20 protein-coding genes are annotated in these 21,076 nt (G+C 66.7%); 9 read left to right on the forward strand and 11 right to left on the reverse strand.

Annotation, left to right across the window (positions count from 1 at the left end; genetic code table 11):
• Positions 1 to 176: 176 nt before the first annotated feature.
• Positions 177 to 3,128, reverse strand: coding sequence for an acyl-CoA synthetase (locus NA11_RS33820; protein ID WP_174567770.1), 2,952 nt, complete (start codon positions 3,126 to 3,128; stop codon positions 177 to 179).
• Positions 3,129 to 3,634: 506 nt separating this feature from the next.
• On the opposite strand from NA11_RS33820, the gene NA11_RS33825 reads away from it, so the two are divergent.
• From NA11_RS33825 to idi, 4 genes are read left to right on the forward strand one after another with little or no spacing between them, the layout of a single operon-like run.
• Entirely contained in the window at positions 3,635 to 5,041 is a 1,407-nt protein-coding gene (locus tag NA11_RS33825) for a family 2B encapsulin nanocompartment shell protein (RefSeq protein WP_069166128.1), read from the forward strand.
• Between the two features lie 14 nt (positions 5,042 to 5,055).
• Positions 5,056 to 5,601, forward strand: a complete 546-nt coding sequence (locus NA11_RS45155; protein WP_141717994.1) for a hypothetical protein — start codon at positions 5,056 to 5,058, stop codon at positions 5,599 to 5,601.
• 46 nt (positions 5,602 to 5,647) lie between these two features.
• Entirely contained in the window at positions 5,648 to 6,520 is an 873-nt protein-coding gene (locus NA11_RS33835) for a geranyl diphosphate 2-C-methyltransferase (protein ID WP_069166130.1), read from the forward strand.
• Positions 6,517 to 7,095, forward strand: a complete 579-nt coding sequence (idi, locus tag NA11_RS33840) for an isopentenyl-diphosphate Delta-isomerase (protein WP_069166131.1) — start codon at positions 6,517 to 6,519, stop codon at positions 7,093 to 7,095. The genes NA11_RS33835 and idi overlap by 4 nt, the downstream gene beginning before the upstream one ends.
• A gap of 6 nt (positions 7,096 to 7,101) precedes the next feature.
• Here idi and NA11_RS33845 read toward each other — a convergent pair whose 3' ends face one another.
• On the reverse strand, positions 7,102 to 7,620 hold the full coding sequence (locus NA11_RS33845) for a hypothetical protein (RefSeq protein ID WP_069166132.1): 519 nt from the start codon (positions 7,618 to 7,620) through the stop codon (positions 7,102 to 7,104).
• Between the two features lie 291 nt (positions 7,621 to 7,911).
• Here NA11_RS33845 and NA11_RS33850 point away from each other — a divergent pair, with 291 nt between their 5' ends.
• Positions 7,912 to 8,262: a hypothetical protein gene (locus NA11_RS33850; RefSeq protein WP_069166133.1), complete on the forward strand. Its 351-nt coding sequence runs from the start codon at positions 7,912 to 7,914 to the stop codon at positions 8,260 to 8,262.
• Between the two features lie 70 nt (positions 8,263 to 8,332).
• Here NA11_RS33850 and NA11_RS33855 read toward each other — a convergent pair whose 3' ends face one another.
• The 3 genes from NA11_RS33855 to NA11_RS33865 all read right to left on the reverse strand — a co-directional run bounded on the left by NA11_RS33855 (position 8,333) and on the right by NA11_RS33865 (position 11,368).
• Positions 8,333 to 9,061, reverse strand: coding sequence for an aspartate/glutamate racemase family protein (locus NA11_RS33855; RefSeq protein WP_069166134.1), 729 nt, complete (start codon positions 9,059 to 9,061; stop codon positions 8,333 to 8,335).
• Positions 9,061 to 10,560: an NCS1 family nucleobase:cation symporter-1 gene (locus NA11_RS33860; protein WP_069166164.1), complete on the reverse strand. Its 1,500-nt coding sequence runs from the start codon at positions 10,558 to 10,560 to the stop codon at positions 9,061 to 9,063. The genes NA11_RS33855 and NA11_RS33860 overlap by 1 nt, the downstream gene beginning before the upstream one ends.
• Positions 10,561 to 10,645: 85 nt before the next feature.
• Positions 10,646 to 11,368: a GntR family transcriptional regulator gene (locus NA11_RS33865; RefSeq protein ID WP_069166135.1), complete on the reverse strand. Its 723-nt coding sequence runs from the start codon at positions 11,366 to 11,368 to the stop codon at positions 10,646 to 10,648.
• 154 nt (positions 11,369 to 11,522) lie between these two features.
• Here NA11_RS33865 and NA11_RS33870 point away from each other — a divergent pair, with 154 nt between their 5' ends.
• Both NA11_RS33870 and ilvA read left to right on the forward strand, forming a co-directional pair.
• The gene (locus tag NA11_RS33870) at positions 11,523 to 12,692 is read left to right on the forward strand and encodes a serine hydrolase domain-containing protein (RefSeq protein WP_069166136.1); all 1,170 of its coding nucleotides are present in this window, start codon (positions 11,523 to 11,525) and stop codon (positions 12,690 to 12,692) included.
• Between the two features lie 97 nt (positions 12,693 to 12,789).
• Complete coding sequence (ilvA, locus tag NA11_RS33875) at positions 12,790 to 14,019, forward strand: threonine ammonia-lyase (protein WP_084655289.1); 1,230 nt, start codon at positions 12,790 to 12,792, stop codon at positions 14,017 to 14,019.
• A 115-nt stretch (positions 14,020 to 14,134) separates the two neighbouring features.
• Here the strand turns inward: ilvA and NA11_RS33880 are convergent, their stop codons facing one another.
• Genes NA11_RS33880 through NA11_RS33890 form a run of 3 tightly spaced genes read right to left on the reverse strand, consistent with a single transcriptional unit; the run spans position 14,135 to position 17,026 of the window.
• Positions 14,135 to 15,109 (reverse strand): ABC transporter substrate-binding protein, encoded by a 975-nt coding sequence (locus tag NA11_RS33880; protein ID WP_069166138.1) that lies wholly within the window; start codon positions 15,107 to 15,109, stop codon positions 14,135 to 14,137.
• Positions 15,110 to 15,149: 40 nt separating this feature from the next.
• Positions 15,150 to 16,223 carry an ABC transporter permease gene (locus NA11_RS33885; RefSeq protein WP_141717995.1) on the reverse strand — a complete coding sequence of 358 codons (1,074 nt, stop codon included), beginning with the start codon at positions 16,221 to 16,223 and terminating at the stop codon, positions 15,150 to 15,152.
• Entirely contained in the window at positions 16,220 to 17,026 is an 807-nt protein-coding gene (locus NA11_RS33890) for an ATP-binding cassette domain-containing protein (RefSeq protein WP_069166166.1), read from the reverse strand. The genes NA11_RS33885 and NA11_RS33890 overlap by 4 nt, the downstream gene beginning before the upstream one ends.
• 415 nt (positions 17,027 to 17,441) lie before the next feature.
• On the opposite strand from NA11_RS33890, the gene NA11_RS33895 reads away from it, so the two are divergent.
• The gene (locus tag NA11_RS33895) at positions 17,442 to 17,999 is read left to right on the forward strand and encodes a Uma2 family endonuclease (RefSeq protein ID WP_069166167.1); all 558 of its coding nucleotides are present in this window, start codon (positions 17,442 to 17,444) and stop codon (positions 17,997 to 17,999) included.
• 59 nt (positions 18,000 to 18,058) lie between these two features.
• Here NA11_RS33895 and NA11_RS33900 read toward each other — a convergent pair whose 3' ends face one another.
• Positions 18,059 to 18,382, reverse strand: coding sequence for a DMT family transporter (locus tag NA11_RS33900; RefSeq protein ID WP_069166139.1), 324 nt, complete (start codon positions 18,380 to 18,382; stop codon positions 18,059 to 18,061).
• A 111-nt stretch (positions 18,383 to 18,493) separates the two neighbouring features.
• On the opposite strand from NA11_RS33900, the gene NA11_RS33905 reads away from it, so the two are divergent.
• Positions 18,494 to 19,174 (forward strand): hypothetical protein, encoded by a 681-nt coding sequence (locus NA11_RS33905; protein WP_141717996.1) that lies wholly within the window; start codon positions 18,494 to 18,496, stop codon positions 19,172 to 19,174.
• A 140-nt stretch (positions 19,175 to 19,314) separates the two neighbouring features.
• Here the strand turns inward: NA11_RS33905 and argH are convergent, their stop codons facing one another.
• On the reverse strand, positions 19,315 to 20,736 hold the full coding sequence (argH, locus tag NA11_RS33910) for an argininosuccinate lyase (RefSeq protein ID WP_069166141.1): 1,422 nt from the start codon (positions 20,734 to 20,736) through the stop codon (positions 19,315 to 19,317).
• Entirely contained in the window at positions 20,733 to 20,975 is a 243-nt protein-coding gene (locus tag NA11_RS47100; RefSeq protein WP_069166142.1) for a class I SAM-dependent methyltransferase, read from the reverse strand. Before NA11_RS47100 ends, argH begins: the two co-directional genes overlap by 4 nt.
• Positions 20,976 to 21,076: the final 101 nt, after the last annotated feature.

Genomic DNA, 21,076 nt, shown 5'->3' on the forward strand with positions numbered 1-21,076 from the left:
GTCAGCCCCGGATGGTACGGCGCTGGCCGCTCGCGCGCGCGGGCGGGTCGGTGACCTCGAACGCCGCCGCGAGCCGGGCCAATCGCGCCGCACCGGAACATGATTCGGCCCGTGCGCGGGCGCGTACGGGCCGAATGCGGATCAGCGGGGCGGTAGACCGACGAAGTCGGGTGAATTCAGCGGTCGCCGAGCACCTTGGGGGCGTCGTCTTCGGTGAGGATTTCGTAGGCGTCCGAAACCCGGTTGTACCACCAGGTGTCGGGGTCGGGCTCGGGTCGTCCTGCCGCCTGCACCGCGCGGGTGGACGGCCGGTAGGAGGAGCTGCGTGGGATATCGTCCACCACGTACACCAGGTCGGGCCGCTTGTCGGGATCGAGGGCGCGCAACGCCTCGGTGACGTCCTTGGGCTCGAGCCGCAAGTTCTTGCGCACGCTGACCGCCGCAACGGCGATGCAGTGATCACCGACTTCGAGCCCGTACGCGACCTCCATGTCGACCGCGGTGATGTCGTTGAGCACGTCGACGATCGGCTGCCCGTACACCGGACCGCGCGGAGTGTGGATCACGGTGTCCTTGCGGTCGACCAACCAGTAGTCGCCGTCGCTGTCGCGGCGGAAGAGGTTCTCCGTCGGCATCCACGAATCGCCGGGTGCGAAGACACCGCGCAGCCCGCCTGCCGAGATATCAACGCCCTCGGAGGCTTTCCCGATCAGCAGGCCGACCTCGTTGTCCGCGCAACGCCGGGCGAAACCCGCGCTGTCGAGCTGGATTTCCTCGGTGATCGGGTCGTAGGCGACCAGCTCCACCTTGGCGGTGCCCGGCACCGGCCTGCCCTTGCAGCCGCGCTTGACGCCCTTCACGTTGGCCAGCACCACGTCGCCCTCGATGGACGCGTAGAACTCCAGCACCCTGGCAGGCTCGAATTGCTCGGTGGTGCGCCGCCACAGGCCCGCTGGCATGCCGGAACCGATGAACAGCCGAATCGGATGACGATGCCCGGCCGGGAACACATCGGCGTCGAGGATGTCGCGCAGCATGGTCCAGGTGTAGGTGACCACGGTGACGCCGTAGCGGTGCACTTCCTCGGCGAACTGCGCCGGGTCCAGCGAGCGGGTCAGCGCGATCCGGCTGCCGCCCGCGATCGCACCACCGAGGCTCACCAACAGCCCGGACGAATGGTGCAGCGGGGCAAGGCAATACACCGTATCCCTGCGGTTCAGATCGGCGGAGGTCGCGGTGCCGAACGCCGAAAGCGCCCAGCGGTGGTTGGTGATGTACTTGGTCTCCAGCCGATCACCCGTGCCGGTGACGAGCACGAACGCCAGCTCGCGCGCCAGCCCGGGATCCGGGCGGTACCACGCGGGCAACTTCACGTGCGCCGGATCGACCTGCTCGAGATCGATCACCTTGTCGCTCAACGGAATATCGAGCTGACGGGCATCGCCGCCACCGAGCACGAGCACCCGCGCGCCGGTGCCTGCGGCGTGGCGCAGGTTCTCCGGATCCGCGACAACCGTGTCGACGCCGGTCAATTCGAGCGCGCGCGACAGTTCGCTGCCCGGCGCGAGCAGCACGGCAACGGCGCCGAGCCTGGACAGCGCGGCCACCGTCGCGAGCGCGCTCGGCCTGGTCTCCATGATCACGCCGACCCGCATCGCCGGACGAATACCGACCGAGACGAGCCCGCGCACCACATTGTCGATGCGCACGTTGACCGCGGCGTTGGTGTGCACCCGATCGTCGAACAGGAACAGATCCTTCAGCGGCGCGCGCCTGCCCTGCTCGGCGATCAGCCTGCCGAGCGAGATGCGGGTGTGCGGCTGAATCATGCCGAGCCTGGTCAGCCGGGGCAGCGCCCGCGCGGCCTCGCCCGCCAGCTCGACCGAGCCGCGCACGGTGTTGTTCGCGATGCCTTCCAGCGCCTTGCTGACGCCGACGCCCGCCTCGGCCAGGGTCGCGGCGGTGTGCACCACCCGCGTGGCCGCCGAACGCGGCCGGTTGGACTCGACATGCTCGGCCATCGGGACGATTTCCTCGGGCAGCGGCTTGTCGCGCTCCAGCCAATCGACCCACTGCCGCACCAGCGGCCAGGTGTGGTTGGTCGCCATGCTGCCTGCCACCAGTCCGAAATGCCCGGCGATCAGGCTGGCCTCGTACACCTCCGCGTTCGGCGCGGCCCGCACGATGCCGCGCACCGCGGCGGGCTGGCCGATGTCGTCGACCTCGCCGACGAACGCGAGGATGGGGCACTTCAGCTCGGCCAGCGACACCGGATGGTCGCGAATCACGAAGCCGCCCAACATCAACCGGTTGTGCGCGACGAACTGCTTGAGCAGATCCGCGGCGGCGGGACCGGCGTAGCCGACCCAGCCGTCACTGTTGAGGAATCGGCGCTGCCGTTCCTTCGGCAGCAAGGCCTCGCGGTCGTGCAGCTGACGCAGGAAGTCGATCCGTGCCTTGGCGGTCTTCATCGGATCGAGCATCTGGAAGCCGATGCGCACCATCGAATCGGTGATCGGCAGCCGGGTCACGACGTGATCGGCCAGGAAATCGGCGACATCGGAGACCATGCCGTAGGGCAGGCCGAACGGCATGCCAGCGACGACGTCGACCGGGCTGCCGAAGGTCACGATGCTCTGCACACCCTTGCCGTACCGGTACGCCGCGACCTGGTAGGCGAACATGCCGCCCTGGGAGTACCCCATCAGGTGCACGCTGCTTCCGGTCGCCTCGGTCACCGCGTCGATCGCGCTGCTGACCGCGAGCACGTGGTCGGCGAGGTCGCGTTCCCAGCCGCCCTCCTCGCTGGCGGGTGAGCCGAAATCGACTACCCAGCAATCGATTCCGCCCTGATGCAGGATGCCGACGGCGCCGTCGTCGGCGTTCACGTCCCAGATGTCGGCGTTCACCATCAGCGGCGGCACGAGCAGCACGACGGGACGGTCCTTGGTCGTGTCGTCGGGGAAGTAGTGCCGCAAGCGGTACATCCGCCTCCTCTCGACGACCTCGAACGGCGACGACTCCACGTCATGGGTCAACCCGCCGAAGCGGATGACCTCCAGGCCGTTCTGCGCGGTTGCCACCAACCGCTGCACCGACCCGACCAATTCCTTCGTGCTGAACTTCAAGATCGCTCCTGGCCCTACCCTAGAACGTGACTCGCATCCTCCGCGCCGTTGTCGGAGGCCACTCGCCGCAGGCCCCGACAACCGTGCCGCGATGTGCTCAGACGAGCTTCCCACACCGCGTATCCATTATGTGTCTGCTGTGAGCAGTTCCATGCCACTCAGCGGCCGGTCAGTGGCCTATTACATACGCGGAAACCCATTGTCTCTCACCCTCTCGGCGGTATAACGCCGACGCGCCGCCGGACCGTCACAGCCCGGCCACCTCCCGTCGCAAAGCTGTTACGCAGGCGCTATTCGATCGGCAGCGTGTCGTAACCATCCGCGTCGGCATCGGCCATTTCGCTGCGTGCGAGCCGACGCCGGGCCTACTATCGAAGCCGTCTGGAACGCACTGTCGCGTAAGCCAATTCGCTCGAATGACTGGTTTCACGGGTCACAACCGCCCGTTTATTTGTTGTGCATGAAATAGCTGTGCCGGAAACTCTTCCTCGAGGTGAGGACAACGCATGACCATCGATATGCCGGTCCACACGGAAACCAACGGTCGTAAAAGTCTGAGCACGTCGGCCGCCCATCAGCTGACGCACACCACCAAATCCGAACCGCAGATGCAGGGCATCAGCTCGCGCTGGCTCACCCGCATGCTGCCATGGACACAGGTCAGCGGCGGCGTCTACCGCGTCAACCGCCGACTCACCCATACCGTCGGCAACGGCGAGGTCGAGTTCGTCGTCGACGGCGCGCAGGCCCGCGTCATTCCCCTGGAATTGCAGGAACTTCCGCCTTTACGCGACTTCGACGACGAGGAAATACTGCGCGCCCTCGCGCAGCGCTTCGAACAGCGCGACCTCGACCCCGGCACCGTGGTCGCCGAATTCGGCAACCCGCTGAATCAGGTGCTTTTGGTCGTGCACGGAAAGCTGAGCAAAATCGGCACCGGCGAATACGGCGAACAGACCATGCTCGGGATCCTCATGGGCGGCGACTACTTCGGCGAAGAAGCGCTCACCGACGGTGCGGCGATCTGGCCGGTCACCGTCAAGACCGTCACCAGAACCACACTGCTGGTGCTGCCACGGCAGGCGCTGGACGAAATGCTCGAATACACGCCCGCGCTGCGTGAGCAACTCTCGCGCGTGGCCGCTGCACCGGACAAACCACAGAACACCAAGGGCGAGGCGAATATCGAGATCGCCTCCGGCCATGCCGGCGAGCCGGAACTCATCGGCACGTTCGTCGACTACGACGCATCACCGCGGGAATACGAACTCAGCCTCGCGCAGAGCGTGCTTCGAGTGCACACCCGCGTCGCTGATCTCTTCAACGACCCGATGAATCAGACCGAACAGCAGTTGCGACTCACCATCGAAGCACTCTACGAACGCCGCGAACACGACCTCGTCAACAACACCGACTTCGGCCTGCTGCACAACTGCGACCTGAAACAACGCATTTCGACCGAAACCGGTCCGCCGACCCCGGACGATATGGACGAGCTGCTCAGCATGCGGCGCAGCACGAAACTCTTTCTCGCACACCCGAAGGCAATTGCCGCATTCGGACGCGAGTGCAGCAAACGCGGCCTCTACCCCGACCCGGTCGACGTCGACGGCCACCGCGTACCCGCATGGCGCGGCGTACCGATCTTCCCCTGCGGCAAGATCCCCGTCAGCGACACCCAGACCACCTCGATTCTCGCGATGCGCACCGGCGAAAAGGACCAGGGCGTCATCGGATTGCATCAAGTCGGGCTCCCCGACGAATACGAACCCAGCCTCAACGTCCGATTCAAAGGCATCGACGACCAATCGATCATCTCCTACCTCGTGAGTTGCTACTACTCGGCCGCAGTGCTCGTGCCGGACGCACTCGGCGTGCTCGACAACGTCCTGGTCGCTCGGCAAGCGGTCTGACCGGAGGATGAGCAATGTCAGCGCTCTCCCGTGCCTCCGCGCGTCCGGCCACGCATGAAATAGCCGCGCTCTCCGGCGCCACCGGACTCGGTACCACCGCGTTGCGGCGTGGTCCGTCGCGTACTCCGCGCAACACCGCACCGGTACCGGCGCCGAACGTCATGTCCCCCTCACCTCTCAACGCAGAATCAACACAGCCACAAGCGAATTCACCGACCCCGGCACTGCCGGATCCACAGACCGTCGCACGGGCCTTCGGGCCCGTAGGGCTCGGTACCGGTGCGCTACTCCAACCGCCGGGCGTGACGGAGCCGCCGCAGGTGCCCGCGCCGAGCACGATCGTCTCGTCCACCGGATCGGAACCACCGGGCATCACCAGCGTGCCGAACCTCGTCGGCGTGCCGTTCCAGCCGATCCATCCCGATACCAGGGCAGCATTGTCGGCCCTGCTGGATTCCGTGGCATCCGGGCTTTCCGCGCCGCCATGGCTCCGCGCGTCGTTCGCCGGTACCGAGGCGCAACCTCCCACGGGCACAACCGAATCGGGAACCGAACGTTAATCCGACGCGAATTGACGAGTGTTGCAACGAGAGAGGGTGAACCGGCATGACCATTCTCAATCCCGATACCGGGGCCGTACTGCAAACCAGTTACCAGGAGTCCGTCGCCGCGTACTGGAACAACAACCCCAACGACGACCGGGTGAACACGAAACTCGGTGAGGTGGACGGGCTTTACCACCATCACTACGGCATCGGCGCCCCCGACCTCTCGGTGCTCGGCGGGCCGGAGGAGACCAGACAGGAGCGCATCGTCAAAGAACTGCACCGTCTGGAGACCGCGCAGGCCCAGCTGCTGCTGGATCACCTCGGCGACGTCAGGCCGGACCGCGGGCTGATGGACGGCGGATCCGGCCGTGGCGGTACGAGTTTCATGGCCAACCAGCGGTTCGGCTGCCGAGTCGACGGCGTCACCATCTCCGAGTACCAGGTTCGGTTCGCCAACGAACAGGCCGAACAGCGCGGCGTGACCGACAAGGTGCAGTTCCATTTCCGCAACATGCTGGAGACCGGCTTCGAGCCGTGGTCCATGCGCGGCATCTGGACCAACGAAACCACCATGTACGTCGACCTTTTCGACCTGTTCCACGAGTTCTCCCGGCTGCTCGAGCCTGGCGGACGCTACGTGTGCATCACCGGCTGCTCCAACGATGTCACCGGCGGCCGCTCCTCGTCGGTCAGCTGGATCGACGCGCACTACGGCTGCATGATCCATCCGCGCAGCGAGTACTTCCGTGCGCTGGCCGAGAACAACCTGGTGCCGATCAACGTGGTCGATCTCACCGCAGCCACCATCCCGTACTGGGAGCTGCGCACGAAGTCCGAGCTCGCGACCGGTGTCGAGCAGCCGTTCCTGACCGCATACAAGGAGGGGAGCTTCCAATACCTCCTGATCGCCGCCGATAAGGTGGGCAGGTGACCGAGACCATCGCCCAGCCGGGCACCGACCGCGAGGCCCTGCCCGTCGAGCTCGTGGACGACGCAGGGCGCGCGATCGGCACGTGCCCGGTGTCGCAGGCGCATCAAGCGCCCGGACAGCTGCACCGTGCGTTCTCGGTGCTGCTGTTCGACGGCGAGGGGCGGGTGCTGCTGCAGCAGCGGGCCGCGGTCAAGACCCGGTTCCCGTCGCAGTGGGCCAACACCTGCTGCGGCCATCCCGCGCCCGGCGAACCGGTCGCGGCCGCCGCTGCGGTCCGCCTCGCCGAGGAGATGGGCTTGGCCACCGAGCTCACCGAGGTCGGGGTCTATCGCTATCACGCCGAGGATTCGTCCACCGGCCGCGTCGAATTCGAATGGGACCACGTGCTGGTCGGCCTGCTCACCACGGGTTCGCCTCGGCCGGATCCGGCCGAGGTCGCCGACTACGTGTGGATCCAGCCGGACGAACTCCGGGCCGCGTTGGCCAGTGACCCAGACGTCTACACACCGTGGCTGGCAGGCGTGCTCGACCTCGCTGAGCGCGCAGGGCAGTTCACCGCAGACGCACAGCGGTAACGCGCGTCACGGGAAGGAGGTCGCGCTCAGGCGGCCGGTGCCGGTGCGCACTCCCGAGCCGAGGCAGCCGCCGACCATGTCCGGCGTCATCTCGTAGTCGGCGGTGATCCGGACTCGCCTCCCCTCGCCGAGGCCGGCCACCACCTCCAGCGGCCCGACCGTCGGCTGTTGCATGGTGACCGGCCATGGACCCCACAGCCTGCTCGTCTCGCCGTTCGACCAGAGCACGTCGACGGTGATCGGGCCGTCGGCCGGATGCATGCAGTCCGAGGTCGCGATGTGGGTGCCGGTGAACGTGCCGCCGGTGATGCTTTCGGGTCCGCCGGTGCAGTCGCGCAGCACACCGACGGACGTGAAGGTGAGCGTGTTCGGCGTCATGCCGATCGCGCCGTCCGCCGCGGTCCACCGGAACTCACCGTGTGCGCAGCTACCCGAGGGCGGCAGCGCACTCGCCGCACCGATATCGAAAGGGACGAGGACTGCGGCAGTGACGGCCGCCGCCGTGGCGGCCTTCCCGAGCTTCACGACTCCGGCACCTCTTCTCGCTGGCTGGTTCTTACGAGCGACTGCACGCGGTGGACCTGCAGGAACGGGTGGTGCACGAGTACCGCGAGAATCCCATACCGTCCATGCGGTTTTTTGGATCGACACACGCGGAGGCCGAGCCTTGATCAAGAAGCGACTACCTCCATAGATGCGCATATCTACGTAGGGGCATGGGTGAAGCCTGAGAGAACTCATAGCAACGCCACAGGAAATGACCAGGTCCGCCCGGCATTGTGAAAGAGACAAATTCTCTACGAAGCGAGGTGCGCGATGGTCGAAGTCGAGGTCACCGGGACAACCGTGACTATCCAGGTGCTCGGTGGGCACCAGGTGCTGGCTTTACGTGAGCACATCACCTTCGATCTGGCCGATATCACCGCGGTCGCGCGGGCCGAGGTCGACCGCAGGCCACCGTGGCTGCGGACGCCGGGCACCTTCTTCCCCGGCGTCATCGCGGCGGGCACGTTCCGCGGCAAGGGCCGAAAAGAGTTCTGGGACACCCGCTTCGACGGCCGCGCCATCCGGATCGAGCTGGCGGGCGCCGATTTCACCAGGATCGTCGTCGATGTCGATGATCCGGACACCGCGCTGCACCTGTTGCGGACCGCCGTCGCGGCCTGATCCCTCCCCCGGCTTGCGCCGTTGCTCGTGGGATGTCCACGAGCAACGGCGCTTTCGATCTTTCGCCGAGCTACCTACCGTAGTCGCGAAGCAGGCCGGAGTACGGTTTCGGTGGCGGCGCGGCGAACTCGCCCCTACCGGACTTGCGCAGCCCGAGCGTGATCAGGGACTGCACGGTCACCGTCGCGGCCGCCACTCCGTCGATCACGGGCACCCCGACCTCGTCGCGGATATGCGTGCACAGATCCGCCATGCCCGCGCAGCCGAGCACGATCGCGTCGGAACCGTCGGCTTCCACCGCGTCTCGACAGGCCTCAGTGATGATCTTGCGGGCGTCCGGGTCGGCGTCCACCGCGAGCACCGGCAGCTCACACGCGTGAATACCGCGGCAGAATCGTTGCCGCCCATAGCGTTCCACCAGATCATGGGCGCGCCCGATGGTTCGGCTCAACGTGGTGACGACACTGAACCCCCGACCGAGATGGCACGCCGTTGCCATTGCCGCCTCGGCGATGCCGAGCACCGGCCCCGCCGCCACCTCCCGCGCCGCATCCAGGCCAGGATCACCGAAGCAGGCGATCACATAGCCGTCGACACCGTCCTGTTCGCCGCGCTGAATCGCGGCGAGAATCCCTGGGACGCTGAGTGCTTCGTCGTAGTGACTCTCGATCGACGCGGGTCCCATCTCGGCGGTCACCGCGTCGAGCAGGGTGCCGGGGCCTGCGACGGCCCTGGCACACTGCTCGATCGTGTCGGTCATCGCCCGCGTCGTGTTCGGGTTGACCACCCGGATACGCATCAGGCAGGCACCTCCCGCGCCATCAATGTCGTTCGGGTGGCAAGCAGGTAATAGGACACGAAGCCGACACCGCAGCCGACGAACCAGCTGTACTGCGCCATCGTGTACATGCCGGTGACGTCCTTGGCCAGCACCGGGAGCACCGCGACCACCGCGCCGAGCACGGTCGCGACGACGGCGGCCGGGTTGTATCCCTTGCGGTACCAATAACTTCCGGATTTCGACATGGTGAACAAGTCGGCAACGACGACCCGCTGCTTGCGCACCAGGTAGTAGTCGGCGATGAGCACGCCGAACAGCGGGCCGATGAAGGCGCCGAGCACCTCGAGGGTGTAGTGGATGACCTCGGGGTTGTTGTACAGATTCCACGGCGTGATCAACACCGAACCGACCGCGGCGATCATGCCGCCCGCCCGCCAGCTGATCCGTTGCGGGCTCACGTTCGAGAAGTCGAAGGCGGGCGAGATGAAGTTCGCGACGATATTGATGCCGACCGTGGCGACCGTGAACGTCAACGCGCCCAACACGATCGCGAAGGTGCTGTCGATGCGGGCGACCGTCGCCACCGGGTCGGTGATCAACTCGCCGTACACCGGGACCGTCAGCGACGCGGTGACGACCACCAACAGCGAGAACACCAGGAAGTTGACCGGAAGCCCGAGCAGGTTGCCGCGCCGGACGGCGGCGAAAGTCTTTCCGTACCGGGAGAAGTCACCGAAGTTGAGCATCGGGCCGGAGAAGTACGACACCACCAGGGCGATGGCGCCGAGCATCACGGGCAGCGAATCCCAGCCGGTGTACTGCACCGCGCCGAGGTTCAGATCGATGGCGCCCCAACCGGCTTTCGCGATCAGGTAGCCGCAGAGCAGGAACATCACCACGTACACGGCGGGCCCGCAGAAATCGATGAACTTCCGGATCGACTCCATGCCACGCCAGAACACGCAGGCCTGCACGACCCACAACGCCAGATAGCTGCCCCAGCCGAGCAGCGAAAGACCCAGGAAGCCATAGTCATCGACCACCGCATACGGCGCCAGGCCAGGAAACAGCTTCACCAGCACCACATCCAGCGCCGCCGACGCGAGGAAGGTCTGAATGCCGTACCAGGCCACCGCGATCAGGCCGCGGATGATGGCCGGGATGTTCGCGCCGAGTACGCCGAACGCGCTGCGGCACATCACCGGATAGGGCACGCCGGTCACCTGACTCGGCTTCGCGACCAGATTGCAGAAGAGGTAGACGATGCCGATGCCGATCAGCAGCGCGGCCAACACCTGCCAGCTGGCCAGGCCGAGCGCGAACAGACTGCCCGCGGTGACGTAGCCGCCGACGCTGTGCACGTCCGACATCCAGAACGCGAAGATGTTGTACGAGCCCCAGGTCTGGTCGCGTAACGGCGCCAGGTCCGCGTTGGTGAGCCGAGGGTCGTATGCGGCCGCTGCGGTGCCGGCCTGCGGCGCGGAGCCGGCGGCAGGCCGGGCGATGGTATCGGTCATGGTGTTTCCCATCCGAGGGTGAAACTGTGATCGAACCGACGGTAGGTATCCGCTATTGCCCGCCCGTTGCGCGAGTATTGCCCGGCTATTGCGCGGCAGATATATCTTCCGGCGCGAGCAAGCCGGTATCGGTGGGCAGGGTCGCGATAACGCCCGCCAACCTGCGGTGATGGCGTCCGGCGAGCATCAGCAAGCGGTCGACGTCGCGGGCGAGGAAGGCATCGAGCAGCAGCGCGTGGTCGGTGTGCAGGCGGACCCGGTCGGCGCGGCCGATATGCACCATGGACTGCACCGGCTCGGTGATGTTCCACGCCGATTCCAGCATGTGCAGCAGCCGGAACATCCGCGACGGCTTGGTGAGCGCGATGTGGAAATTGCGGGACTGGCGCTGATAGGCAACCGGATCGTCGTCGCGGATCGCCTGCTCGAGCAGCGCGTTGATCGCAAGCAACTCCGCGCGGTCCGCCTCGGTCGCGCGCAACGCGGCGGCGGCCAGCGAGGCGTTCTCCAGGGTCTCCCGCACGATGTACATCTCGCGCAGTTCCGCGACGGTCAGCTGAGCCACCGCGTAGCCACCGTGCGGTTCGTGGGTGACCAAGCCCTCACCGATCAGTGTCTTGAGCGCCTCACGCACCGGGATGTGGCTGACGCCGAACAGCTCGGCCACCTCGCGCAGTGGGATGCGGGTGCACGGCGGCACCGCGCCGTCGAGGATCACCCGGCGCAGTTCGCCGAGGATGATTTGCGGGCGGCCGGGTGTGTCGACAACCAACCTCGCGAGCAGCGCCGAACGTCGTCTCGAGGGCATGCGAACACGCTATGCGCGGCGTGTTGCGATCTCCGTCCGCTGTGTGACGCTCAGGAAACGTCTCACCGAACCGACCGGTCGCGTGGGTGCACGCGGATTCGGCCCTGCATGGACATGTAATCCTGGATCCGACACGTACTACAGAGAGATTTCGATGACGGCTTCGGCAACACAGTTCGTCGATCGCCGGTTCGCCGCCCTGGTCGCCGAGTTCGACCGGTTGTTCCGGCGTCCGACCGACGGCGGCGGGGCGCTCGCGGTCTACCTGCACGGCACGCCGGTGGTGGACGTCTGGGCCGGGTTCGCCCGGCCCGAGGTGCCGTGGGCGCACGACACCGTGGCGATGGCGTATTCGACAAGCAAAGGGGTGGCGAGCACGCTGCTGCACCGGCTCGCCGAGCGCGGCAAGCTCGAGTGCGACGAGCCGATCGCCACCTACTGGCCCGAGTTCGGCGCCGCGGGCAAGGAGCGCATCACCGTCCGCGAATTGCTCACCCACCGTGCGGGATTGCATCGGCTGCGCGGGCTGCTGCCCGGCTCGTTCGATCGGTTCTTCGACGATGCGGCGGTGACGGCGGCGCTTGCCGCGGCCGAGCCGGATCCACGGCGGCTGGTCACCAGCGGCTACCACGGAATCACCTACGGGCACTTGGCCGCCGAGCTGGTGCGCCGGGTCACCGGCACTGCGTTCAGCGAGGTATTGCGCACCGAGATCGCGGAACCGCTTGCCGCCGAAGAACTCTGGTTCCGGGTGCCGCAGGAGCACCGCGGTCGCATCGCCACCAACTTTCCCCGGCTCACGGTCGCCGGGATGAGCTGGGAGAACAGCTCACGTCTGCTCGGGCGCACCAGGTTCGCGGCCGCCATGGACACCACACCGAAAGGCTTCGCCGATCTGGTTTCCGATCCGCGCCTGCACGATTCGGTGATGCCGGGCCTCAATGGCGTCTTCTCGGCGCGGGCCATCGCGCGGATGTACGGCGCGCTCGCCAACGGCGGATCACTCGACGGATATCAGCTGCTTCGTCCCGAAACCATCGAGCAGCTGACCCGCAGGCAGGTGTTCACCCCCGATTACGTTCTGGCCCTGCGTATCCCGTGGGCGCTCGGCTTCCACGGGGTCCCCATGAAGCCCTCCAAGGCCGATCCGGTGTCCGCCTTCGGTCACTTCGGTCTCGGCGGTTCCGGCGCCTTCGCCGACCCCGCGACCGGCATGTCCCTCGGCTTCGTCACCAACCGCCTCGGCGGTCGACTCACCCCGCTCGGCGACGCCAGGCTGGCCCGGCTCGGCGCCCTCGCCCACCACCTCGCCAAAACCGCCTGACCGAGCAGCACCGGGAGACACACCGAGCAGCCGGATGTCCCGTGGACCAGACAAGGTGCGCGGCAATGGTGGGACGTTTCCGGGACGGGATGGCAGCATGGGCGCCATGGAGTTGGTCGGTATGGAGCAGATCGAGGCTGCCGCGAAGTTGCTCGCGCCGGTGATCCGGAAGACGCCCATCGTGGCGTCGCGGGTCCTGTCGGAGCGTGCCGGATCCGAGGTGTGGCTGAAGTGCGAGAACTTACAGCGAACCGGGTCGTTCAAACCGCGCGGTGCCTATAACCGGATTGCGAACCTTCCGTCGGACGATCGCGCTAACGGAGTGGTTGCGGCGAGCGCAGGCAACCACGCCCAGGGGGTGGCCTGGGCGGCCACCTCGCTCGGCATCGCCTCGACCGTGTTCATGCCGGTGGGCGCCTCGCTGCCGAAGCTGGCGGCGACCAAGGCGTACGGCGCCGAGGTGCGGCAGGTCGGGGAGACGATCGACGATTCGCTGGACGCCGCGATGGACTTCGCCGAGCGCACCGGCGCGACGCTGATCCACCCGTTCGACCACCCGGACATCGTCGCCGGGCAAGCCACCGTTGCGCTGGAGATCCTCGAACAGATCCCCGACGTCGGCACGGTGCTCGTGCCGACCGGCGGCGGCGGGCTGCTCGCGGGCATCGCGGTGGCGCTGCACCAGCTGGCGCCGCAGGTGCGGGTGATCGGCGTGCAGGCCGCGGAGGCGGCGGCCTGGCCAGGTTCGTTGGCGGCGGGCAAGCCGTTGCGGGTCGAGCGGATGGCCACCATGGCCGACGGTATCGCCGTCGGGCTGCCGGGCAAGGTGCCGTTCGGTTATGTCGCCGAGCATGTTCCGACGATGTTGACCGTCAACGAGGACTCGCTGTCCAAGGCGCTGCTGCTGTGTCTGGAGCGGGCGAAGTTGATCGTCGAGCCTGCGGGGGCCGCGGCGGTCGCGGCGTTGATGAGCTGTGCCACAGCGGATCTCGACTTGAAGGGCCCGGTCTGCGCGGTGCTGTCCGGCGGCAATATCGACCCGCTGCTGCTGACCAGGTTGATCGGCCACGGGTTGAGTGCGGCAGGACGTTATCTCGCACTGCGCGTGACGATCTCGGACCGGCCCGGCGGGCTGAGCGCGCTGCTCGCGGTGGTCGGCAAGACCGGCGCCAGCGTTGTCGACGTCGCCCACGCCCGCACCGGCACCTTCCTGGCGCTGGACGAGGTCGAGGTGTGGCTCACCCTGGAGACGCGTGGCCCGAACCACCGCGACGACGTCCTCGGCGCCCTCACCACCGCGGGATACGCGGTGCGCGTAGAGGACTGACGTCCGTCGGACAACGACAACGCCGCACAGCTGCGAGCAGCTGTGCGGCGTTGACATTTGTCGCGATCATCCTGCCGCGCACGGCATCCGCGTGCGTGGCAGGTAGATCACCCGGTCAGCACTTGCGCTTGTAGAAGTACTTCGAGTTGGCGTCCATGTCGGCCTGGGTGATCGCGATCATGTCGGTCTGGATCTTCCTCGTGACCGGCTTGCCCTCGATCGCCGCGGCCACTTGGTCGACGCCCTTGGCGCCGATGCCAGCGGGATCCTGGGCGATAAGTGCTTGCACGGTACCGGCTTTCAGATCCTCGACCTGCTTCGGGCTCGCGTCGAAGCCGACCAGTTTGACCTGGCCGAGCTTGTTCGCGTTGCGCAGGCCGGTGGCCGCGCCCTCGGCCGAACTCAGGTTGGTGGCGAAGATGCCTGCGAGATCGGGGTGCGCCGCCAGCGTGGCGGTGACGATCGACGCCGCCTGGGCCGCTTCGTTGTTGTTGTACTGCACGCCGAGCGAGGTGATGCCCGGGTAGCTCTTCACCGCGTCCTCGAAGCCCTGCGCCCGCGCGTCGGTGGTGGACGTGCCCGCCTTGGTGTTGATCACCAGCACCGGGCCCTTCTCCCCCACCAGCTTCGCCAGGGTCTGTGCCGCGAGCTCGCCGCCCTTCTTGTTGTCCGACGAAATCGACGACGCCGCAACGGAAGTGTCGTCGAGCGCGGTATCGACCTCGACGATCTTGATGCCCGCGTCCTTGGCCTGCTTGATCGGATTCGCCATCGCGGTGGCGTGCGTCGGCGCGATCAGAATGCCGCCGGGCTTGTTCGCCACCACACCGGTCAACACCGGCGTCTGCGATCCCGCGTCGAACTTGGTCGGGGCCTGCGTGTCCAGCTTGTAGCCGAGCTTCGCCGCCTCGTCCTGCGCGCCACATTGCATGGAGATGTAGAACGGCTCGTCGGCGACACCGGGGATCAGCACCAGCTTCTTGCTGTCCGTACCACCCGAATCACCCACCTTCCCACTACATCCCGCCAGCATCGCGCCGACCGCCACCATCGTGCCGATCACCACCGCGGTCCGCTTCGCCACCCTCATTTGGCTACCTCCGCCGAATTGTGTTGTCACTACCGAATTCCTACTTTCGATCGCGGGCCCGGCGGCGCACCTGGTCGAACCAGACCGCAGCGACCAAGACCACGCTCACCGCGATCGGCTGCCAGAACACCGGCACCTGTGCGATGACGAAACCCTTCTTCAGCACCGAAGGGATGAACACGCCGATCACGGTGCCGACAATCGTTCCGACACCGCCGAAAAGACTGGTGCCACCGATCACTACGCCCGCGATGGCGTCCAGATTGTCGGTGGTGTGCCCGCCGATGGTGGTGGTGCCGAAGTAGGCGAGATTCATGAAGCCCGCGAGACCGGCGAGCAGACCGGTGAGCAGATACACCGAGATCAAGTGCCTGGTGACCGCGATGCCCGAGCGCCGCGCCGCCTCCTCGTTCGAGCCGATGGCGTAGGTGTAGCGGCCGAACCGAGTGGTGTGCAGCACCCACGCGGCGAGCACGGTCACCACCGTGGCGACCAGCACCAGGTTCGGCACGCCGCCAAGCGTGGTGCCGAAACCGAGGGTGTCGCGCAGCTTTTCGGGCACCGTCCTGGTGTCGACGCCGCCGGTGATCAGCTGGGCCGCGCCGAGTGCGGCGCCGAACGAGCCGAGCGTGACGATCAGCGGCGGGATCTTGGCCTTTGCCACCAGCACGCCGTTGAGCAGGCCCCACAGACCGCCGCCAACCACCGAAAGCAGGAACCCGATGCCGATGATGCCCCAGCCTGCGCCGGTGGCGTCCTGGTCCGGGCTCAGCGCCTCCATGGATTTGGCGCCGATCACGCCGGAGAAGATCAGCACCATGCCGACCGAGAGGTCGATGCCCGAGGTGATGATCACGAACGTCATCCCCACCGAAAGGACAAGCAGCACCGAAGTTTCGATCAGCAGCGTCTGAAAGGTGAAGCGGGTCGGGAAGGCATCGGGTCGCAGCACGCTGAACACGATGCACAACGCGACGAGCACGACGCCGATCCACACCGTGCTCGCGCCGAGGAGTCGTTGCAGTGCAGTGCGTTCCGCTATCTCGACACCGTTTCCGTTGTCCGCCTTACTGATACCGGCTGCGCCTTTTGTTGGCTCGCTACGCTCACTCATGCGACATCCTCTTGCGACAGTGCGCCGGTCATCGCACCGACCAATTGCTCGAGCGTGGCGTCGGCCGCGTCGAAACGCGCGACCCGCCTGCCGAGCCGAAGCACCTCGATGCGGTCGGCCACCGCCAACACCTCCGGCATGTTGTGACTGATCAGCACCACCGCGATGCCCTGATCGCGGACCTTTCGGATCACGTCGAGCACCCGCTCGCGCTGGACAACGCCGAGCGCGGCGGTCGGCTCGTCCATGAAGACGACCTTGCTCGCCCACATCACGGCGCGCGCCACCGCGACACTCTGGCGCTGCCCGCCGGACAGCGAGCCGATCGGCACATCCGCGCTCTGCAGGGTGACCCCGAGGCGGCGGAAATGTTCGACCGCCTGGGCGCGCATGGCGGTCCGATCCAGCATGCCGAGTTTGCCGGGCAAACCCTTGCGCACCAGTTCGCGGCCGAGGAAGAGGTTCGCGGCCGGATCGAGGTCAGGTGCCACCGCAAGATCCTGATACACGGTTTCCACGCCGAGTTTCCGCGCGGCCGTCGGGTTATTCAGCACCACCTGCTTGCCGTCCAGCAAAATCCGTCCGGAATCGGGCTGCTCGGCGCCGGAAAGACATTTCACGAGCGTCGATTTACCCGCGCCGTTGTCGCCGATCAAGGCGACGACTTCCCCGGCGCTGACCTGAAAGTTCGCGCCACGTAACGCCTCGACGCCGCCGTAGCGCTTCACCAGTCCCTCGGCGGCCAACGCGACGGTCGAGTCGCCCGTCGCACCTGCCTCTTTTGCGGCATCGTCCGAGGTCATCGGCCACATCCGTGCGCGCACAGCTGAGCAAACGTCCAGTCCATCGCCCGATGGTACGTTCGGGTCACATCCGAGGGGACGTATTCGGCAAAATGCGGACAGCGCAACAGAATCCCGTTTTCGACATCAGAAAACAATGCACTCAACTTCCGCATGGACGGTTCATCGGGTAGTGGATCCCATTGCCGCAAACCGACACTCCGAAAACTCGTCGACTTTCACGGGAACCATCAGCCCCGATCTCGCGTCAAAGCAAATGCACATCATTCTGTCGGCCGAGTAGAAGGAGCACGCGCATGGACCGTACCTGCCCGACCCCGGATCGAGGCACCGGATGAGCCTGCACGCCGCGGCGCGGCGGCTGCCGGCGGACGACCAGCAGACCGAACCCGCGCCACCCCGTTACCCTGGGGATATGAACAGCATGGACGCCGATGTAACCCTCGCGGAGTTCGAGGTGCTGGAGCGCGCATCGTCCGAGGAAGTCAGTGTCGAGCTGATCAATGGGAGGATCTACGTGGTTCCGGCACCCGATGGTGACCATGATGTGTTCGCTGTGTACGTCGGCGACCAGATTAGGGACCACCGATCCGATCTACGTCTGTTCCAGGAACGTGGGTTGGCGATCCCGGCGTATCGCTCTGGGCGCGCCCGCCCGGACGGGGTAGTCGCTCCACGCGACTACTTCCGGAACCAACCGCCGTGGTCCGACTCCGCCGGAGTACTGATGCTCGTGGAGATCACCTCAGGCCGTGAGCGCGACGCGGATGTCGATCGGACCGAGAAGCGCGAGGCCTACGCACAGGGATCGATCCCGGTGTATCTGCTCCTCGACCGTCACCGCGCGGAGGCGACCGTCTTCTGGGAACCTGCCGACGGCGAATACCGGCACCACGAGACCGCCAAGTTCGGTGCCCCGCTTCGGATACCGAAGCCGCTTGATTTCGACCTGGATACCAGCGAGTTCCTCTGATCGACATTGGCGTCCCGGGCGTGCCGATGGTCTCGCAGGCCATCGGCACGCGCGATCGGTCAGTGCTCGCCGCCGAGTTCCAATGCGAGGACGCCGAGGATCACCAGGCCGATGCCGCCGACCTGGATCAGGGTCAGCTTCTCGTCCAGGAAGAGAACGCCGATGACGGCGATGGCGGCTACGCCGACCGCGGACCAGATGCCGTAGGCAACGCCGATCTGCATGCCGCGCTTGAGGGCTTGGGAGAGGAAGTAGAAGGCGGCGATGTATCCGATGACCACGATGATCGAGGGGACCAGTTTGGAAAAGCCCTCGGAGATCTTCAGCGAAACGGTCGCGGTCACCTCGGACGCGATGGCCAGGGCCAGCAGCAGCAAGGTCATGGCGGCAGCGTAGCGAGTGCTGGATACTAACCGGGCGGCACCTTCAGATGTGCAGCGGCCGGGTGGAACTCGTGATCCAAGTGCCAGTCCGGCATCTCCGATGAGGACGTGGTGATCGGCATGGATACGGCGGTGCTGATTTTCGGCGCGTTCGTGGTGTTCGTCGTCGTGCTGATGGCGATTCTGATCCCGCTGTCGATCCGCGCCGAGCGCCGTCGCGTGGCCGGTCTGGCGCAGTGGGCAGCTGCCAACGGGTGGACCATGACGAAGAACGGGCGCGCGGACTGGACCGGCCGCATGCCCGGCCGCAACAAACGCGGCCTGACGGTGAACCTGACCGGTCAACTCGACGGCCGACGGGTGACCGTGGCGGACTACCACTACACGACAAGGTCCACCAGCCGCATGTCGACCAGCAGCTCCAGCTCGTCGACCACCACCCACTACTACATCGCGATCGTCGTACACCTGGACCGCGCACACCCGCCGGTCGCGGTCGTACCTCGCGGCGTCTTCTCGCAGCTCGGTCGCTCCCTCTTCGGCGACAAACCCACCGCAACCGGCAACCCGGACTTCGACTCCCGCTTCCGCATCGCCAGCCCCGACCCCGCTTACGCCCGCTGGCTCGTCGGCCCCCCGCTGATCGCCGCCCACCTGGCCTGCGCCCTCCCCCACTGGAACCTCGCAGGCCACGACCTCCTCACCTTCCGCACCGGCCGCCTCCCCGACCCCAAATCCATCCCCGCCCTGGCCACCCCACTCCTCCAGGTAGCCAACCTCCTCCCCCGCTGAATCCGCACGAGTGGCACACCACGGAGTGGACTACTCGCACTTTGCCGCAGCCATGTGCCACTCGTCGGACAGGAGGGGCCGAGCGGCGGCGTGGGCGTGGGTTGTGCCGCCTATCGGGGTTGTGCGAGTCGTGCTCGGGGCTAGGTCAGCCAGGTGCGGAGGTTGGTTGTGGTGGTGTGGATTTCGGTGAGTTGGACGGTTACTTGGGTGGCTGCGGTGCCGCCTCGGGCGTTGCGGGAGGCGATAGAGCCTGCGACGGTGAGGACTTCGCGGACTTGGGGGGTGAGGGCGGGGTCGATGGCGGCGAATTCTTCGTCGGTGAGGTCGGCGAGGCCGACGCCGCGGGATTCGGCGGCACGGACGCACGCACCTGCGGCTTCGTGGGCGACACGGAACGGAACGCCTTGGCGAACCAGCCATTCGGCGATGTCGGTGGCGAGAGTGAAGCCTGCGGGCGCGAGTTCGGCCATGCGGTCGGTGTGGAAGGTGAGGGTGGAGACGAGGCCCGCGATCGCGGGGAGCAGGAGTTCCAGCTGGGCGACCGAGTCGAACAGTGGTTCCTTGTCTTCTTGGAGGTCGCGGTTGTAGGCCAGCGGCTGCGCTTTCAGCGTGGCAAGCAGGCCGGTGAGGTTACCGATGAGCCTGCCCGCCTTGCCGCGGGTGAGCTCGGAGACGTCGGGGTTCTTCTTCTGCGGCATGATCGACGAGCCGGTCGACCAGGCATCCGCGAGAGTGATGTAGCCGAATTCCGGTGTGCTCCAGAGGATCACCTCTTCGGCCATCCGGCTCAGGTCGACGCCGATCATGGCGAGAACGAACGCGGCTTCGGCGGCGAAATCGCGCGAGGAGGTGGCGTCGATCGAGTTGGCGGCCGCGGCGTCGAAATCGAGTTCGGCGGCGATGGCTTCGGGATCGAGGCCGAGTGAGGAACCGGCCAGCGCGCCGGAACCGTAGGGCGACACGGCCGCTCGCTTGTCGAAGTCACGCAGCCGATCGATGTCACGCAGCAGCGGGTGGGCGTGCGCGAGCAGATGGTGGGCGAGCAGCACCGGCTGTGCAGCCTGCAGGTGCGTCTTGCCCGGCATCACCGCGTCGGGATGCGCGGCCGCCTGCGCGACCAATGCGTCGACGACGTCGAGCACGCCGACGGCGACCCGGCGGACGCCGTCACGCAACCACATCCGGAACAGGGTGGCCACCTGGTCGTTTCGCGAACGCCCCGCGCGCAGCCGCCCGCCGAGCTCGGCGCCGACCCGGTCGATCAGCCCACGTTCCAGCGCGCCGTGCACGTCCTCGTCGGAGTCGGCAGGGCCGAACGCACCCGAATCCACGTCCGCGGCAAGCTGATCCAGGCCGGCGAGCATCCCTGCGAGGTCGCTCTCCGAGAGCAGGCCCGCCTTGTGCAGCACACGCGCATGCGCCTTGGATGCGCGAATGTCGTAGCGCGCAAGGACCCAATCGAAATGCGTCGACTTGCTCAGTGCGGCCATCGCTTCGGCGGGACCGGAAGCGAACCGTCCGCCCCAGAGCGCACCGGTGTTCGTGCTGCCGCTGTGCGTCATGGTGTGCTGTCTCCTCGGATCGCGGTCATCAGTGTGTGGTTGGTCAATTCCTCGGCGGCAGATCGGCCCTCGACATCGCCGGTGCCGAACTTCACCCACTCCGGTCGCCCGACGGCTGTCACCAGCTGCTCGGCGAACGGGTCGTGGAAGAGGGCATCCGGCCGCCGGTTCTCCGCGGCCCGCATGGCGGTGACGCCGACGCTCGTCACGATGTCCCAGCCGGCGTCTTCGGTCCGCATAAAACCGCACACCCTTCCCGCCGACGACCCTCACCGGCCGCCTTCGAGACTACGACCGCTCCCTGCGCCCGGTGTCGACGCGACACTCCCGCCGAGCCCGA

Origin of the sequence: Nocardia altamirensis NBRC 108246 (genome assembly GCF_001612685.1) — a bacterium.
Taxonomy (GTDB): domain Bacteria; phylum Actinomycetota; class Actinomycetes; order Mycobacteriales; family Mycobacteriaceae; genus Nocardia; species Nocardia altamirensis.